The following is a 17,166-nucleotide window of genomic DNA, read 5'->3' as shown; positions in this document are numbered from 1 at the left end:
TGCTGCGAAAGCAACTAAACAAGGATATCCGATACCGGGGCTACATGCGAAATCGAAGGTCGCGAGGGGCCCCGGTTCAGACCAGCGAGTCCTTCCATGCGCTGTGCAGCCGGGCGAAACGGCCGTTGCCGCCGATCAGCTCGTCCGGGGTTCCGTCCTCCACCACCCGGCCGTCGTGGACCACGAGCACCCTATCCGCCGTCTCCACCGTGGACAGCCGGTGCGCGATGATCAGTGCCGTGCGGGCGGTTCTCCGGGACGTCCCGTCGGCAGTCGGCCCCTCGCCGGTCAACCTGTCACCTGCCGGTCCGGTGCCGTCCGTTCCGCGCAGCAGCCCGGCGAGGCCGCTCTGCACGAGCCGCTCGGAGGGGATGTCGAGCGAGGACGTGGCCTCGTCCAGGATCAGCACCGCCGGCCGGGCGAGGAAGGCACGCGCGAAGCTGATGAGCTGGCGCTGGCCCGCGGAGACGCGGCCGCCGCGTTTGTTGACGTCGGTGTCGTACCCCTCGGGGAGTTCCATGATGAACTCGTGCGCGCCCACGGCCTTCGCGGCCGCCTCGATCTCCTCGCGCGGCGCGTCCGGCCTGCCCAGGGCGATGTTGTCCGCCACAGAGCCGCTGAACAGGAAGGCCTCTTGGGTGACCATAACGATGTTCCGCCGCAGGTCCGCGGTGGCCAACTGGCGGACGTCCACGCCGTCGAGCATCACCGAACCGGCGGACACGTCATAGAAACGCGCTATCAGCTTGGCCAGCGTGGACTTGCCGGCCCCCGTCTGGCCCACCAGCGCCACGGTCTGGCCGGCGGGAATGCTGACGTTCAGCTTGGGGATGATGAGCGGCCCGTTGCCGTAGCGGAACTCGACGTCCCGGAATTCGACGGCGCCCCGTGCGTCGCGGAGTTCCACCGCGTTCCGCGGCGGGCGCACCGTGGGCACCTCCTCAAGCAGCCCCGAGACCTTCTCCAGCGCGGCCTGCGCGCTTTGGAAGGAGTTGTAGAACATGGCCATCTGGTCCACGGGCTGGAAGAAGCGCTTCGTGGAGAGCATGAGGGCCAGCAGCACGCCCACGGCCAGGTCGCCGGTCAGTACCCGGAAGCCGCCGAACAGCAGTACAGCAGCAACGCAGACGTTACCGATCAGCACGAGGCCGGGCTGGAAGACGCCGTTCAGGTTGATGGACCGGACGGTGGCCTGACGGTAGTCCTCGGCGAGTTCGCCGTAGCGGCCGGCGTTCTCGCGCTCCTTGCGGAAGGCCTTGACCGCGCGGATGCCGGTCATGGTCTCGATGAAGTGCACGATGAGCCGGGCCGAGACCACCCTGGACTGGCGGAACGCTATCTGCGAATGCTTCTGGTACCAGCGGGCCAGGAAGAACATGGGCACGGCGGCCGCGAGCACCACCAGTCCGCTGGGCCAGTCGAGGGCGAAGACGGTGACGGCGGTGAACACCATGAACAGCGCACCCGACGCGAGCGAGCTGACTCCGGAGTCCAGCAGTTCGCGCAGCGCCTCAAGGTCGGAGGTCTGCCGGGCGATGATCCGTCCCGAGGTGTACCTTTCGTGGAATTCGAGGCTGAGCCGCTGCGTGTGGCGGAACACCCACAGCCGCAGGTCCAGCAGCATGGCCTGGCTGAGTCTCGCCGTCGACGTCACGTACAGGGCCGTGAGCCCGGCCGCCGCCAGTGCTGTGGCCAGGTAGGCGACGCCGGTCAGCATCAGCGGGACGTTGTTGCCGGCGCGGAGGGATGGCAGCGCGTGGTCGATGCCGAAGGCGATAAGCGCCGGGCCGGCCGCCCGGGCTGCCTGTGACAGGACCACCGTGGTAATGGTGAGCCAGAACCTCAGCCGCACGGGACGGATCAGTGACCCCAGCAAGGCGAGCGACCGGCGTCGTACGGCTTTGCTGTCGCTCCTGCTCAGGTTGGCATTGTCCTCGTTGGCAGTTCCGAAGGCTGCGGCGCTCATTGGCTGACCTCCTCTGTGTCGTCGAGGGCCGACAGCTCGGAGTCCAGATCGCGGGGCTCCGTCTCCAGGCTAGCGATTACGTACCGGTAATGGCTGTTCCCGGCCAGCAGTTCGGTATGGGTTCCGACGGCGGCGATGCGGCCGTTCTCCAGCAGCGCCACCCGGTCGGCCAGCGCCACAGTGGAGGGGCGGTGGGCGACGATGAGCGTGGTGGTGCCGGCCAGCACCTCCCGCAGCCGGTTTTCCACGAGCTCTTCGGTGTTCACGTCCAGTGCGGAAAGGGGATCGTCAAGGACCAGCACGGAGGGCCGGGCCGCGATGGCCCGCGCCAGGGCGAGGCGCTGGCGCTGGCCGCCGGAGAGGCTGAGGCCCTCCTCGCCGATGAGGGTGTCCAGCCCCTCGGGCAGCGAATAGGCGAAGTGCGCCTGTGCCGTGTCCAGGGCCTCCGCGAGGATTTCCTCCCGGGTGTCGGCGTCCCCGGCCCGGACGCCGAGCAGCACATTGTCGCGCACCGAGCTGGAGAACAGGGTGGTGTCCTCGAAGGCCACGGCCACGAGGGCGCGGAGTTCTTCAACGCTGAATGCCCGCAGGTCCACGCCGTCGAGTGTGATGGAACCCGCGGTGACGTCATAGAGCCGGGGTACGAGCTGCAGCAGGGCACTCTTGCCGCTGCCGGTGATGCCCACCAGGGCCATGGTCTCGCCCGGACAGATGTCCAGCCGGACGTCCTTCAGGACCGGTTTGTCCGGGGCGTCGTCGAACGCGAACGTCACGTTGTTGAAGCTCAGCGCGCCCTTGACGTCGGCCGGGCGGCGGGGTTCCGCGGGACTGGTGATGGTGTTTTGGGCATCCATGACCTCGAAGTGCCGGTCCAGCGCCGTTTTCGCCGTCAGCGCCATGGCCAGCAGCATGCCGGAGAACTCCACGGGCGCCGCGATGACGGCGGCGGTGGCGAAGAAGGCCACGAGGGAGCCGATGCTGAGCTGGCCGCCGGCTGCGAGCAGAATGCCCGTAACCAGGCCTGTGCCCAGCGCCAGCTCGGGCAGGAGCGTCACCACCATGCTGAAGACTGCCTGGTGCCTGGCCTTGGCGATCTCCGTCTGGCGCAGTTCCTCGGCCTGGCCGTTGAAGGTCTCCAATGCCTCGCGGCTGCGGCCGAAGGCCTTCAGCACACGGATGCCGTGGACGGATTCCTCAACGGTGGTGGCGAGGTCGCCCGCCTGGTCCTGGCTGCGCCGGGTGACCTTGCTGAAGCGGGCCCGGAAACGGAAGCCATAGACCATCACGGGTCCCGCGGCGGCCAGGAATATCAGGGCCAGCTGCCAGCTCATGGTGAACATGACGACGACGCCGATCACCACGGTCAGGGTGGTCACCACGAGCATGATGGCCCCGAACGCCATCCAGCGCCGGATGAAGTTGAGATCGGTCATGGCGCGGGAGAGCAGCTGGCCGGAGCCCCAGCGGTCATGGAAGGCGACGGGGAGGTCCTGCAGGTGGCCGTAAAGCGAGACCCTCATCCGGGTTTCCACGGTAGTTGCCGGGTTGATCACGAAAGTGCGGCGCAGGGCAACCAGTACGGCTTCGGCGACGCCCAGGGCCAGGATGAGGCCGGCCGAGCCCCACACGGCCCCGGCGGTGGCCCCGGGCCGGAGGGAGTCGTTGATGAGCACGCGCAGTACCTGCGGGATGGTCAGGGCAACCACACTGGCCAGGAGTGCGGACATCAGGCCCATAATCAGCCGCGGCAGGACCGGCTTAACATGCGGATAGAGACGGCTGACGGATCGAAAAAATGAACTCTGCTTGGCCATGCCCGCTTCTTGAACTCAGCTGTGTGAATCAACTGTGATGTAGTTTCCCGTAGCAACTACCCTATGCCATGGATGGCACCCTTCACAGGTGATCAGTCACCGGAGGACCAACAGTTCGCCCGGCGGCTGACAGCGCGAGCGGTCAGACGCGCGGGGTGAGCGTCAGCAGGACGGCCTCGGGCTTGCAGGCGATGCGGACCGGTGCAAAGCGGGAGGTGCCGATCCCGCCCGAGACGTTGACCGGCGTCGTGCTTCCGTTGCTGGTCCAGTCGTTAAGCCCTTTGGCCCGCCAGGTGGGAATGTCGCAATTGGCGACGACGGCGCCGTACCCCGGAATGCACAGCTGGCCGCCGTGCGTGTGGCCGGCCAGGAGCAGGTCCGCGCCGTCCTCGGTGAAGTGATCCAGGACCCGCTGGTAGGGGGCGTGGATGACGGCGACGCGCAGGTGATCCTTGGCGTTCTGGCCCCTGGTGCCGCGCGGCCAGCCGGCATAGCGTTCGCGGTTAAGGTGCGGATCATCCACACCGGAGAAATCGAACCGCATGCCATTCAGGACCACCGACTGGTGCCGGTTGGTCAGATCGATCCAGCCACCCATGCCGAAGCCGGACCGCAGTCGCGGCCAGTCAAGTTCCTCCCGGTCGGGTGCGGCCTTAGAGGGCCCCATCAGGTAGGCGGCGGGGTTCTTCAGCTTGGGCGCGTAGTAGTCATTGGAACCCGGGACAAACACGCCCGGGAACTCCATGAGCGGTGCCAGCGCGTTGAGAAGGGGGTCCACGGCTTTGGGGTGGCTGAGGTTGTCGCCAGTGTTCACCACAAGGTCCGGCCTGAGCGCCGCCAGAGACTGCAGCCACTCCGCCTTGCCCGTCTGGCCCGGAACGAAGTGGATGTCGCTCAGGTGGAGGATCCGGAACGGTGCCCTGCCCGTAGGAAGGATCGGGACGGTCTCCTCGCGGAGGACGAACTGGTTCTTTTCCCACAATCCGTAGGCTGTGGCGGCCAAAGCGGCCGCCGTTCCGGCGGCGGTGGTGACGGCAAAGCCGCGCCCGATGCTACGGACGCGGCTTGCCACGCGTGAAAGATCAGTCACGGTCAGCCGTTCCCCTTGGTGCTGTTGCCGTTTCCATTGTTATTGCCGTTGTTGTCGTTGTTGCCGGTGCCCCCGGTGTTTCCACCGGTATTGCCAGTGTCCCTGTTTCCGCCGGTGCCTCCGTCCTGCGAGGGGTTGTTCGGGACGGGGGGCTGGTACTGCGGCGCGCCGTAAAGCAGGTTCGACGGCGGTTCCGGGAAGGGGTCCGTGCCGTAGCCGGGCGCAATCTGGGACATGAAGTTGGAGAACATCGGTCCCGCGATCATGTAACCGTCAATGCCCGTGTAGAACTTGCCGTTGACCGTCACGTTCTGGCCGGCCCGGTCCTGGGCACCGAGCGCGTCGCCGAACCAGGCAGCCGTTGCGAGGCCCATGGTGTGTCCGACAACCCAGGTGGAGCCGTTGTTGTTGGACGTACCGGTCTTGGCCGCGATCGGGAAGTTGGTCTCGGTGGAAATCCTGGGCTGGATGAGTGAACCGGATCCCTCGTTTAGCACCTTCTGAAGCGCATAGTTCACGCCGCGCGCCACCTCGGGCTTGAGGGCGTCACGGCAGGCCGGAGACTGCGCCGGCAGCTGCGCGCCGGTCTGGTCGGTCACCGAGGTGATGGCAATCGGGGCGCAGTACTTGCCGTCGTTCGCGAACGTGGCAAAGGCACTGGCCATGGTCAGGGGAGCGGTCTGGGTGGAACCCAGCAGGTTGCCCAGTGTAGTCATGGTGATGCTCGGATTCGCATCGACTATCGCGTTGGTGTCCTTGTCACGGGTCGGCAGGCCGCCGTGCAGCCCGACGGCGTCCACGACCTTCTGGATGCCGCACAGGTCAACCTGTGAGGCCGACGCGAACGTGGCCGTGTTGATGGAGTTCTTCAGGCCGTCCAGCACGGTCATGGGCCGGTAGTAACCCTCTTCGGCGTTCTGGAGGTCATCGGTGCCGTTCGTGCTGTCGTACCAGCCCACGGTGGGAGTGGGGCAGGTGTTCTGCCACGGGAAGCTCTGCGGGTACCGTCGCTGGGAGGCGTCGACGATGGTGTTCATCGACTTGCCCTCGTTCAGCCACTCGGCAAATGTGAACGGCTTCATGGTGGAGCCGGGCTGCGCACCGCCGAGGCCGTTCAGGTCATTGCCCTGGTCGTCGTACTGATCAACGCTGAAGTTGATCTGGGAGTCGAATTTGCCCTTGCCTGCAAACCATGAGGTGTTCTGGGCCATGTTGGTGATCTTGCCGGTGCCCGGTTCAACGGAAACCAGGGCAGCGCCCCACTTGTCCGGATTTGCGCCCGCAGCGGCGTTCACCTGGTCCTGCGCAGTCTTCTGCGCCTTCGGATCCAGGGTGGTCTTGATGGTCAGGCCGCCACGGAACACCTTCTTCTCGCGTTCGGTGGCATCCGCTCCGTAGGCCGGGTTGTTCAGCAGGAGGTGCAGGACGTAGTCACAGAAGTACGGGGCGGTGGGCGAGTAGGCGCAGCCCTGCCGTGCCGGAGTCACCTTCGGCGTGACAGGGGTGGCCACGGCGGCGGTGTACTGGGCTTTGGTGATCTTGCCGTGGGTGAGCATCGCACTCAGGACCAGGTCCCTGCGCTTCTTGGCGTTGTCCGGGTTGGTGATCGGGTCAAAGGCCGACGGGCTGTTCACGAGGCCGGCAAGCAGCGCGGCCTGGGGGAGCGTCAGGTTCTTCGCGGTGGTGCTGAAGAAGAACTTGGAGGCGGCCTCAATGCCGTATGCATCACGGTTGAAGAAGACGATGTTCAGGTAGCCCTCAAGGATCTGCTCCTTGGTGAATTTCTTCTCCAGGGCGATCGCGAGCTTCATTTCGCGGAGCTTGTCGCCGACACCCTTGTTAACACCGTTGAGCTTGATCGCGTCGGAGTTGCCTTCCGCTTCAAGGTTGGCGTTGAGGACGTTGTTGACGTACTGCTGCGTGATGGTGGAGGCGCCCTGCTTGTTGCCGCGCGCCGTGGCGACCAGGGCGCGGAGGATGCCGGTGGTGTCCACACCGCCGTGTTCGTAGAACCGGCTGTCCTCAATGGCGATCACCGCGTCCTTCATGAACGGGGAGATCTGGTCCAGCGGAACGCGGGTGCGGTTCTCCGCGTACAGGTTGGCGATCACGCTCCCGTCCGCGGCCAGGACCTTGGTGGACTGGCTGGGCGGGTCCACCTGGAGTTCAGCGGGCAGGGTGTCAAAGAATTCGATCGAGCCGCTGGCTGTGCTGCCCGAAACGGCGGCTGCAGGAACCAGCAGGCCGGCCACGAGGACACCACAAATAGCGCTCACGCCAAGGAAACCAAAAATTTTACCGAGGGTGGTGGCCGTGTCGAATATGGGGTTCTTACGAGTCGCCATGTTCTCCAGTTTACCGGCAACGATTAGGCTTTATTTCATGACCAAATGGGAGTACGCCACGATTCCGCTCATCATCCACGCCACGAAGCAGATTCTGGACCAGTGGGGAGACGACGGCTGGGAGCTTGTTCAGGTAGTCCCCGGACCCGACGGCAACGGCCTTGTCGCCTACCTTAAGAGGGAGAAGCAGTAGCATGACCACCCCCCAGGAAACCGCTTCCAGCGCTGATCTGACGCCATCGTCCGCCGTCGAGCAGCGTCTCGCCGAGTTGGGACTCACTCTCCCGGAAGTTGCCGCGCCAGTCGCCGCCTACGTGCCGGCCGTCGTCTCCGGCAACCACGTTTACACGTCCGGACAGCTGCCGTTTATTAACGGCAAACTCGAAGCTACCGGCAAGGTGTCCGCCGGCACCGAGGGGACCTCGGACGAGCCGACTGTGTCGCCGGAAGACGCGAAGGCATACGCCGCCGTCTGTGCGGTGAACGCCCTGGCCGCCGTCAAGAGCGTCATCGGTGACCTCGACCGCATCACGCGCATTGTCAAGGTTGTGGGCTTCGTCTCCTCCAATCCTTCCTTTACCGGCCAGCCCGGCGTCATCAACGGCGCGTCCGAACTCCTGGGCCGGGTCTTCGGTGACGCGGGCCAGCACGCCCGTTCCGCCGTCGGCGTTTCAGTCCTGCCGCTCGACTCTCCGGTGGAAGTCGAACTGATCGCCGAATTCAGCTAGGGAGCAGTAGGTTCCTTTGCCCCATCTAGCACGTCGGCTCTTCGTTCTTCCTCCCGATCTTGAAGGGGCGGCACGAAGCTGGCTCGAACACGGCGAGCGGACCCCCCGCAAACCCCGTTTCGCTTCCTCCGTGGTGCTCCTTCGGGATTCGCCCACCGGCCTGGAAACCTGGCTCGGCTACCGGCCGGGGGAATCGCCGCTGGGTGTCGTCGCCTTCCCTGGCGGTTCCCTGGACGCGTCCGACGACGACGCCGTTGGCTGGCTGGGGCCCTCGCCCCAGCACTGGGCCGAGCAGATGGGAACGGACGACGTCGGCCTGGCCCGCCGGCACGTGGTGGGTGCCGTCCGCGAACTGTTCGAGGAAACCGGTGTGCTACTGGCCGGCCCGGACCTGTCCTCCACCGTGGAGGCGACATCCACTGCCGAGTGGATGAAGGCCCGGGAAGCCGTGGCGTCGCAGGAAAAGTCGTTCACCGAGGAGCTGGCCAAACGCGGCCTGTCCCTGCGCACCGACCTGCTCAAGCCGCTCGTAAACTGGCTCAGCCCGGACTTCGCGCACCGGCGCTTCAACACGCGGTACTTCGCCGCCACCGTCCCCATGAACCAGCAGCCCTCCATCCTGGAGAGCAAGGGCGTCTGGGGCCGGTGGGTGTGCGCGACCAAGGCGATCGCCGAACGCGACACTACTGCCCTGGGCGACGAGGTGGGCCAGGAGAACACCGTCGGCCTCACGCTCGGGCAGCTCATGGTCCCCGGCGCCGAGATCATGCTGGAGAAGATGGCGAAAGCCAACGGCTGCATCGCGTACCTCAGCTACAAGCGCACCCCCCACGTCTACCAGCCCAGGCTGGTCGAAGAAAACGGGACGCTCATGCTCGAAGTCGAGGCGGCAAAAACCATAGCCGGAGAGCCCCAGCGCGAACGCTAAGCCTCCGCTTCTGGTTCCGTCCGCTGATCGAGCTTGTCGAGATCCGTTCGTTTCTGGTCACCTCCGCGTCGCTGGTGCTTGCGTCCGCCGGGCGGCGGCCCTTCGGCGTCGCTTAGACACGACGCATAGGGACCCCTCCGGTCGCGGGCGACCTCCGGACCCCGATGCGCCGCGATGCGCTCCTTTCCGAAGGCCCGCAGCCCGACTCGCGGTCAAGGAACCAACGCTTCCTCAGGTTTCGTCGCTTTCTTCCCGACGCTTCCTCAGGTTTCGTCGCTTTTTTCCCGACGCTTCCTCAGTTTTCGTCTCGAGCAGGGCCCGGACAGTTGGTTTCGACAGGCTCAACTAGCGGGTTTTCCCGTCCGCCCGTGGTGAGTTAAACAGCAAAGGCCGCCCCGATTGGGGCGGCCTTTGCTCGTTTCGCTAGCGGGAGCGCTGTCGGAGGCGCTGCATGTCCAAGATCACGACGGCGCGTGCCTCGAGGCGCAGCCAGCCGCGCTGGACGAACTCGGCCAGTGCCTTGTTGACGGTTTCGCGGGAGGCGCCAACCAGCTGGGCCAGCTCTTCCTGGGTGAGCTCGTGCGCCACGAGTACGCCGTCGGTGGCAGGACGGCCAAAGCGGTCGGCGAGGTCCAGGAGGGCCTTGGCCACGCGGCCGGGCACGTCAGAGAAGACCAAGTCCGAAAGGGAGTCATTGGTGCGGCGGAGGCGGCGGGCCAGTGCCTGCAGCAGCTGGGCCGAGACCTCGGGACGGGTCCGTAGCAGGGAGTTCAGGCTCTCGTTCTTGAGGCCGGCCAGGCGAGTCTCCGAGACCGCGGTGGCCGTGGCGGTGCGCGGGCTCGGGTCGAACAGGGCCATCTCGCCGAAGAGCTCACCCGGGCCGAGGATGGCCAGCAGGGATTCGCGGCCGTCGGGGGAGGTGCGGCCGAGCTTCACCTTGCCGGAGACAATGAAGTAGAGCTGGTCACCCTGGTCGCCCTCGCGGAAAACGGATGCACCGCGGGACAGGTCGACCTCGGTCAGTTCGTCCGTCAGCAGGCGGAACGCGTCATCGTCCAGCGTGGCGAAAAGGGGTGCGCGGCGCAATACCTCGATGTCCATAAATTCTCCTGAGTAAAAGTGTCGTCTGGGGCGCTTGTGCCATTGTTTCAGAATTTTCAACGTTCTGTGACGTACTTGGCAGCGGATACGCCCTAAAAGACGCCGCGAGACCAGCGCAGGCTCCGCGCATCCACGGCAAATTGTCAGACTTCGCCAGTAGAATCGGGGCTTAGCTGCTTGTGAGGAGACCTGGTGTTTGGCCTGACCGTTCTGGACCTTGCGTTGATTCTCACGCTTTTGTCCTATCTGATCTATGGCCTGCGCAACGGTTTCCTGGTGACTGTCGGCGGCCTTGCCGGCTTCGCGGCTGGCGCTGTGGCCGCTTTCCTCTCCGTTCCGCTGGTCAGCGACTTCGTGGAGGACAGCGGGTGGCGGCTGACTGCCATCATTGGAACTGCCGTCCTGCTGGTGGTCCTGGGCAATGCGCTCGGCACGATGATTGGGCGCAGCATCCGCAGTGCCGTCCGCATGCAGCCACTCCGGGCTGTGGACAGAATCATCGGCGGGGCCCTGAACCTGATCGTGTCCGCGCTGGTCATGTCCATGCTGGCCTTCAGTATCAGCGCACTTGGTGTTCCCTTCGTGTCGCAGCAGTTGGCCGAGTCAAAGGTGATCCGTTTCATAGACGGACTGACGCCCAACCCGGTCAAATCCGCCATGGCTCAGCTGCGCTCCGCTGTTATCGGCGACGGCATCCCCACGCTCATCGAGGGCATAGGCCAGGACCAGCAGGTCCCGGTTCCAAACGCCAGCACGGACACCCCGGCGCTGAACAGGGCAGCCGGTTCGGTCCTGAAGATCGCAGGGACCGCGTTCCAGTGCGGGCAGAACCAGACAGGCACAGGCTTTGTTGTATCGCCAGGACGCGTGGTGACCAACGCACACGTCGTGGCAGGTGTGTCGCAGCCCGTGGTGGAAATCCTCGGCGGAGGAGCCATGCCCGGCAGGGTGGTGTATTTCGACAGCAAACGGGACCTCGCCGTCCTCGCCGTGGACGGCCTGCCCACTGCGGCACTGCCCCTGAGCCCCGACCTGCCTGCAGGAACCGCCGCAGCCTTTGCCGGCTACCCGCACGGCGGCCCGTACACGTCCAAGCCGGCCACTGTGCAGGGCATTTCCACGGTGCTGGTGCCGGACATCTACGGAAACAACCCCGTTCCCGACGAGGTCTACAAGCTTGCCGGCGACGTCCAGCCCGGCAACTCCGGCGGGCCGTTGCTCACCACCAACGGGGAGGTGGCAGGCGTCATCTTCGCGAAGACAACATCCAACGCAGCCCTGGGGTTCGCGATTCCGATGATCGACCTTCGGCCGGTGGCTGCAGAGGCGCCGAGCCTGTCCAGCCCCGTGTCGTCCGGGCAGTGCATCCAGCAGTAGGGCATCCAACAGTAGGCGCCCGCAATTGGCATCCCGGCAGCCGGTTCAGCGGGGTTACAGCCAGTCCAGGCTCTGGCCGTGCGGCCCGGTGATGGCTACAGGCTGGCCGTTGTGTTGTAGCAGGAAGTTTCCCCGGATCCGGCTGGGGTTCATCTCCGGAAGAACCGCTGAGCCGTCCTCCTGGATGATCACCGTCTCGCCCTCATTCGACAGCCAGTGGCACCCGCAGTCATGTGCCAGGCCCTGCATAGCGGCCCGGAACCTGGCGCGCCCGTCAGCGCTGACGTAACCCATGACGGCACTGTGGAACACCACCAGCGCGGCATCGGCAGGCGCCTGGCCGGCCAAGGACAGCAGTTGTTCGTTCAGGTCGCCGGCCACGAGCAAAGGCGGATGTTCGCGCGCAACGGCTATGGCCCGGCGCAGTCGCTCGCGGCGGAACTCCTGCTCCGGCCAGATCAGCGCCTCAAGCCACGCGACGTCGTCGGGATTCCGCACGTCCAGCGGGTTCAGGTCGATTCCGGCCCGCCACACCACCTCAGGCAAGGCGTCGGGCAGGGGAACCGGGCCCGCTGTCCGGCAGGGCAGGACCGGGGGCTCCGGCAGTCCGCCGGACCCGTCCGGCAGTCCGTCTGACCCGAGCGGCGGTGCACCGGACCCGTCCCGACCGCGCCGTTCGCCGGACCCGCCGGGACTTAGCCGCGTAACGGTCACGCCGTCGTCGAACTCGTAGCTGTACCGATCCGGAAACAGTGCGAGCCCGGCGGAGGCGCCCACCTCGATCAGGGCGAGGGGCCTGCCCTCGGCGGCGGCGATCGCCCCGAGCGAGGGAAGCAGGGTGGCGCAGCGGCCGACCTCGTTGGTCTGGGTGGCGCGGGACATGACCGTGCGCGAGACCTCGGCCCAGTGCTCGTCCAGGAATCTCCGGAACTCGGGGTACGGGGAGACCCTGACGCCGAGGAAACGGGCGGCGGCGAGCATCAGCAGGGGCTGGCGCTTGTTGTATGGCCACTGGTCGATCCGGGCAATGAGCTCGGGATCGTCGGCGATGTGCAGCGACCAGTCGGCGTAGCAGGGTGAGGAACCGGGGGCATCAACCGTGCCGAAGTGCCGGTACCACTCTGCGGTTCCGGTTCCGGTACCGGTGCCGGACCCCGCCGCCGGCATGGTCAGGCCTTGCCGGCATTCAGGTCCGCGAGGTACTCCACGGCAAAGCGGTATCCCAGAATCCCGGCACCGGCGATCACGGCCTTGCTGATGTCGGAGAGATAGGAGTGGTGGCGGAATTCCTCGCGGGCATGCACGTTGGTGATGTGGACTTCCACCGCGGGGACCTGCACCGCGGAAATGGCGTCGCGGATGGCCACGGACGTGTGGGTGTAGGCGCCCGCGTTCAGCACGATGCCGATGGCCTTGCCCCTGGCGGCGTGGATGGCGTCCACCAGGGCACCTTCATGGTTGGACTGGAAGCACTCGACGTCCAGCCCGTGGGCGGCGCCGGACTCCTTGGCGAGCTGCTCGACGTCGGCCAGTGTGGCCGTTCCGTACTTTTCCGGCTCGCGGGTGCCGAGGAGGTTCAGGTTGGGGCCGTTGAGGACAAGGATGGTGCCGCGGCCGGCTTCGGTGGCGGAGGGGGCTTCAGTCATGACTGCAAATCTATCGCGTCGGGCATGCGTGGGCTTAACGTCACTTGATGGAGCCGCGCATGACGCCGGAGATCACCCAGCGCTGTGCGAAGAGGTAGACCAGGAGCAGTGGTGCAAGGGCCATCAGGTAGGACGCGAAGGCCACTGTGTAGTTGGTGGTGAACTGGCTCTGGAACACGTACTGCGCCAGTGGCAGTGTGCGCGTCGCGGGGTCCGAAAGGATGACGAGGGGCAGCAGGAAGTCGTTCCAGGCCCAGAGGCACGTCAGGATCCCCACGGTGGCGTTCATTGGAGTGAGCAGCGGGAAGATGATGCGGCGGAATATGCCCCAGGTGGAGGCGCCATCCATGGTTGCCGCTTCCTCCAGTTCACGCGGGATGGAGCGGATGAAAGCGGTATAGACGAAGACGTTGAAACTGAGCCCGTAGACCGTGTACAGCAGGAACAGTCCCACCGGGTTGTCCAGCCCCAACAACGCCGTTTCCTTGGTGGCCGGCAGCATGATGATCGGAAACGGCACGAAAAGCGCAGCGACGAAGAAGTAGTAGAGGAATTTGAAGAAGCGCTTGTGCAGGTTCCGTGCGATCGCGTAGGCCACCAGGGAGTTGGACAGGACGGTGAGAACCACCGCGCCTACTGTGACGATGGCGGAGTTCAGCAGGGCGCGCGGGAAGTTGGTCAGGTTCCAGGCATCGGAGAAGTTCTCCAGCCGGACGCGGCTGGGCCACTCGAAGCCGGGGCCGCCAAGCTGGTCCGGGGTCTTGAGTGCGGTGACGACGGTGAGGTACAGCGGGATGAGCACGGTCAAAGCCAGGACGGCAGCCAGTGCCGTCAGCGGCCAGTTCACGCTGTCGAGCTTCCTGCCGCGCCGCCGCAGGCCACGGGTATCCGCTGCGGTCCGGGCTGAGGCTGCCGTTTCAGTTGTGGCCATTAGAAGTCCACCTCTTTGCGCTGGAGGGTCCGGAGCTGGATCACGGACACGGCCACGATCACCAGCAGATAAACGACGGAGTTGGCCATCTGGTAACCGTATTCCCCGCCTTGGAACCCGCCGCGAAAGATGACCATGGCAACGGATTCGGTGGAAGTGCCGGGACCGCCGCCGGTGAGGGCGACGATCTGGTCGAAGGCCTGCAGGAACCCTTTCAGCGCCAGCACCATGTTGATGGTGAAGAACGCGCCGATCATGGGGAAGGTGATCGAGCGGAACTGGCGCCAGTAGCCGGCCCCGTCCAGGTCCGCCGCTTCGTAGAGGTCGGCCGGGATGGTCTGCAGTCCAGCGAGGTAGAGGATCACGCTGAAGGCGATGGACTGCCATGCCGAGACGGCCACGATGCCCAGCCAGGCCAGGTCTTTGTTGGCCAGGATGGAGGTCGAAAGCCAGTCGATGCCGGCCCACTGCCCCAGCAGGGGGAGGGAGTTGGAAAAGATGAAGTTGAAGACGTAGCCGATGATGAGGATGGCCAGCACGTTGGGGATGAAGAAGATGCCGCGGAACGCCGTCTGGAATTTGATCTTGGCATTCAGCAGCATCGCGATGCCAAGGGCCAGGACGTTGACGATTATCGTCGTCGTGATGGCGAACAGGAAGGTAAAGCTGTAGGAGGACAGGATCCGGTCGTCCTTGAAGAGGCTGAAGTAGTTTTCGAGCCCGATGAAGGTCCACGTCCCGTAGCCGGCGTAGTCGGTCAGGCTGAAGAACACGCCCGTTAGCGCCGGGACGGTATGCAGTGTCACAAAGAGGAGCAGCGCAGGAATGGCCATCCAGTAGAAGGCCTTGCTGGAATGCGTCATTTACTGGTCACCTCGTTTGGGCATGCGGGCGGCAATCTTGAACCATTCGTTGTCCAGCGTGTTGAGGTAACGCGCCTTGTCGCCATCCAGGACGAACTGCTGGGTGATGTTGACCAGCGGGATGCTCGGCGGCAGCTGATGGTCCATGTAGCCGTCCAGCTTGCCGGAGGTGAAGTAGGAGGCCATGCCCTGCAGGGCCGGGTCCTGCTGCGGCGCAGCTGACCGGGTGGGGGCGAAGGCGCTCTGGTTCTTGGCGTACCTGTCGATCACTTCCTTGGACAGAAGGAAGTCGATGAACTTTTGCGCTTCCGCCCGGTGGGGAGTTTCCCGGCCCATGGCCAGTGTCACGTCGACGCCGGATACCACCGTGGTATTCGCGGGATTGTTCGTGACGGGGTAGGGGAAGGTTGCGATTTTCGCTTCCGGGTTGGCGGCCCTGATGGCGGGCACCGCGAAGCTGCCGTTCAGGTACATCGCGGACTTGCCGTCGGCAAAGGCCTTGTTGCCGGACGCGTAATCGACGCCGGCAGCGCCCGGCTGGGCGTATGTGAAGAGCTGGAGCAGCTTGTCGGCGACTTCCTGGTAATCCTTGCTGAAGGACACGGGGCTGTTGTTTCGGTCGGTACCGGCCGCGCGGAGCCGGTCAAAAAAGCCTTCGGGCTGCAGCTGGGCGGCGAGGTTCACCAGTGCCGGGGAGGTGGTCCACGCGTCCTTGAGGGTCATGTAAAACGGTGCGACGCCATTGGCCTTGAACGTCTCGGCCGCAGCAATCAGCCCGTCCCACGTCTGAGGCACAGAAACCCCGTACTTCGCGAAAATCTCGGGGTTGTACAGGATGCCGCTGGCATTGTTCGCCATGGGAAGGCCGTTGATTTCGGAGTCCCTGCACCTCCCGTTGGCATTGAGGATGTCCTGCACTGCGGGCAGAACCTCCTGCGCCGAGGGTTCCTGGCTGAGGTCGGCGAAGACACAGGCTTTGGCGAGGAGTCCGAAGCTGGCGTTCCCGTTGAGTGTCAGCACATCCGGTGTCTTGTTCTTGACGAGGAGGGTTCGGATGGCGGTGTCCGGGTCCGGGACGTTGTTCTGGAGCACCCTGATGCCGGGATTCGCAGCTTCGAACTCGTCGATAAGGCCGGCGAATTCCTGGACAGCTTCGGGCTTGAACTGGAAGAAACTCAGAGTGACTACGTTCCCGGCCGGCGGCCCGGCGCAGCTGGTCAGCAGCACTGCCGCAAGTGCGGCGCTGAGGGCTCTTGCCCGCCAATGCTTGAGTTGGAACATCTGTTAGTCCTTCGTGCCGACGGTGGCCAGGGCTCCACAGGGGGCGTAGTTGCCGGATGCCGGTCCTCCTAACCGGCGTACCCGTTGGGGTTATTCTCCTGCCAGCGCCAGTGATCCTCGCACATCTGGTCCACGGTCTTGGTGGTTGACCAGCCGAGGTCGGCTAGGGCGGACGTGGCATCAGCCCAGAAGGCGGGAAGGTCACCGGCGCGGCGCGCCGTGATTTCGTGGGGAATCGGCCGGCCCACGGCCTTTTCGAAGGACCTCAGGACTTCCAGTACCGAGGAGCCCTTGCCTGAGCCGAGGTTCCAGCGGAATACACCGGCGTGGTCAGCCACGTGGTTCAGGGCGGCAACATGGCCTTCGGCAAGGTCCACCACATGGATGTAGTCGCGCAGGCAGGTACCGTCCGGTGTGTCGTAGTCCCCGCCCAAGACCATTAGTTTTTCGCGTCGGCCGACGGCGACCTGGGCGATGAACGGCACGAGGTTGTTCGGGATGCCCTGGGGGTCTTCGCCGATGCGGCCGGACGGGTGGGTGCCGACCGGGTTGAAGTAGCGCAGCAGGGCGATGTTCCAGCGGTCGTCGGCGGTGCCGATGTCGGAGAGGATGTCTTCGATCTGTTCCTTGGTGCGGCCGTACGGGTTGTTCGCGCCAATTTCCATTTTTTCGACGTAGGGCACGGCGTTATGTTCGCCGTAGACGGTGGCGGAGGAACTGAAGACGATGGAGCGGACGTCGTGGCGCTCCATGGCCCGGACGAGGTTGAGGGTGCCCACGAGGTTGTTGTAGTAGTAGCTGAGGGGTTCGCGGACGGATTCCCCTACGGCCTTCAGGCCGGCGAAGTGGATGACGGCGTCGACGCCGGCGGCAGCAAAAACCCGTTCCACTGCGGCTTCGTTCACGAGATCAACGTTGTGGAATTCGGGGGCCGTCCCGCTCAGCTCGGCTACCCGGCGCATCGACTCTTCACTGGAGTTCACCAGGTTGTCGATCACCACCACCTCGTGCGCGGCTTCCTGGAGGGACAGAACAGTGTGGGAACCGATGTACCCGGTGCCACCTGTGACCAGAATTTTCATGTGTGTTCCTCTGG

General features: G+C 65.1%; 15 protein-coding genes. 4 read left to right on the top strand and 11 right to left on the bottom strand.

From position 1 onward, the window contains the following. Positions 1-76: 76 nt before the first annotated feature. The 4 genes from QF036_RS21445 to QF036_RS21430 all read right to left on the bottom strand — a co-directional run bounded on the left by QF036_RS21445 (position 77) and on the right by QF036_RS21430 (position 7,215). A complete protein-coding gene (locus QF036_RS21445; protein ID WP_307105140.1) occupies positions 77-1,966 on the bottom strand; it encodes an ABC transporter ATP-binding protein in 1,890 nt (629 codons plus the stop codon). Further along, complete coding sequence (locus tag QF036_RS21440) at positions 1,963-3,780, bottom strand: ABC transporter ATP-binding protein (RefSeq protein WP_307105138.1); 1,818 nt, start codon at positions 3,778-3,780, stop codon at positions 1,963-1,965. Before QF036_RS21440 ends, QF036_RS21445 begins: the two co-directional genes overlap by 4 nt. 142 nt (positions 3,781-3,922) lie before the next feature. Beyond that, positions 3,923-4,870, bottom strand: coding sequence for a metallophosphoesterase (locus QF036_RS21435; RefSeq protein ID WP_307105136.1), 948 nt, complete (start codon positions 4,868-4,870; stop codon positions 3,923-3,925). Positions 4,871-4,872: 2 nt separating this feature from the next. Then, positions 4,873-7,215 (bottom strand): transglycosylase domain-containing protein, encoded by a 2,343-nt coding sequence (locus QF036_RS21430; protein WP_307105133.1) that lies wholly within the window; start codon positions 7,213-7,215, stop codon positions 4,873-4,875. Positions 7,216-7,252: 37 nt separating this feature from the next. Between QF036_RS21430 and QF036_RS21425 the strand changes: the two genes are divergently transcribed. Genes QF036_RS21425 through QF036_RS21415 form a run of 3 tightly spaced genes read left to right on the top strand, consistent with a single transcriptional unit; the run spans position 7,253 to position 8,871 of the window. Continuing rightward, entirely contained in the window at positions 7,253-7,408 is a 156-nt protein-coding gene (locus QF036_RS21425; RefSeq protein WP_003797879.1) for a DUF4177 domain-containing protein, read from the top strand. 1 nt (position 7,409) lies between these two features. Continuing rightward, positions 7,410-7,943: a RidA family protein gene (locus QF036_RS21420; protein WP_307105131.1), complete on the top strand. Its 534-nt coding sequence runs from the start codon at positions 7,410-7,412 to the stop codon at positions 7,941-7,943. 16 nt (positions 7,944-7,959) lie between these two features. After that, on the top strand, positions 7,960-8,871 hold the full coding sequence (locus QF036_RS21415; protein ID WP_307105129.1) for an NUDIX hydrolase: 912 nt from the start codon (positions 7,960-7,962) through the stop codon (positions 8,869-8,871). Between the two features lie 423 nt (positions 8,872-9,294). On the opposite strand, the gene QF036_RS21410 is transcribed toward QF036_RS21415, so the two are convergent. After that, the gene (locus QF036_RS21410) at positions 9,295-9,972 is read right to left on the bottom strand and encodes a Crp/Fnr family transcriptional regulator (RefSeq protein WP_003797871.1); all 678 of its coding nucleotides are present in this window, start codon (positions 9,970-9,972) and stop codon (positions 9,295-9,297) included. A 192-nt stretch (positions 9,973-10,164) separates the two neighbouring features. Between QF036_RS21410 and QF036_RS21405 the strand changes: the two genes are divergently transcribed. Next, positions 10,165-11,349, top strand: coding sequence for a MarP family serine protease (locus QF036_RS21405; RefSeq protein WP_307105126.1), 1,185 nt, complete (start codon positions 10,165-10,167; stop codon positions 11,347-11,349). Between the two features lie 54 nt (positions 11,350-11,403). Here the strand turns inward: QF036_RS21405 and QF036_RS21400 are convergent, their stop codons facing one another. From QF036_RS21400 to galE, 6 genes are all read right to left on the bottom strand, one after another. After that, complete coding sequence (locus tag QF036_RS21400) at positions 11,404-12,516, bottom strand: DUF2332 domain-containing protein (RefSeq protein ID WP_307105124.1); 1,113 nt, start codon at positions 12,514-12,516, stop codon at positions 11,404-11,406. A 2-nt stretch (positions 12,517-12,518) separates the two neighbouring features. Beyond that, positions 12,519-12,995: a type II 3-dehydroquinate dehydratase gene (gene aroQ, locus QF036_RS21395; RefSeq protein WP_307105122.1), complete on the bottom strand. Its 477-nt coding sequence runs from the start codon at positions 12,993-12,995 to the stop codon at positions 12,519-12,521. Between the two features lie 40 nt (positions 12,996-13,035). Then, on the bottom strand, positions 13,036-13,926 hold the full coding sequence (locus QF036_RS21390; protein ID WP_307105120.1) for a carbohydrate ABC transporter permease: 891 nt from the start codon (positions 13,924-13,926) through the stop codon (positions 13,036-13,038). Next, positions 13,926-14,789, bottom strand: a complete 864-nt coding sequence (locus tag QF036_RS21385) for a carbohydrate ABC transporter permease (protein ID WP_307105118.1) — start codon at positions 14,787-14,789, stop codon at positions 13,926-13,928. The genes QF036_RS21390 and QF036_RS21385 overlap by 1 nt, the downstream gene beginning before the upstream one ends. Then, the gene (locus tag QF036_RS21380) at positions 14,790-16,070 is read right to left on the bottom strand and encodes an ABC transporter substrate-binding protein (RefSeq protein WP_307105116.1); all 1,281 of its coding nucleotides are present in this window, start codon (positions 16,068-16,070) and stop codon (positions 14,790-14,792) included. A 68-nt stretch (positions 16,071-16,138) separates the two neighbouring features. After that, positions 16,139-17,152 carry a UDP-glucose 4-epimerase GalE gene (gene galE, locus QF036_RS21375; RefSeq protein ID WP_307105114.1) on the bottom strand — a complete coding sequence of 338 codons (1,014 nt, stop codon included), beginning with the start codon at positions 17,150-17,152 and terminating at the stop codon, positions 16,139-16,141. Positions 17,153-17,166: the final 14 nt, after the last annotated feature.

Source organism: Arthrobacter globiformis (assembly GCF_030817195.1).
Taxonomy (GTDB): domain Bacteria; phylum Actinomycetota; class Actinomycetes; order Actinomycetales; family Micrococcaceae; genus Arthrobacter; species Arthrobacter globiformis_D.
Note: the sequence above shows the minus strand (reverse complement) of the source record. Positions and strands in the feature narration are given on the sequence as shown.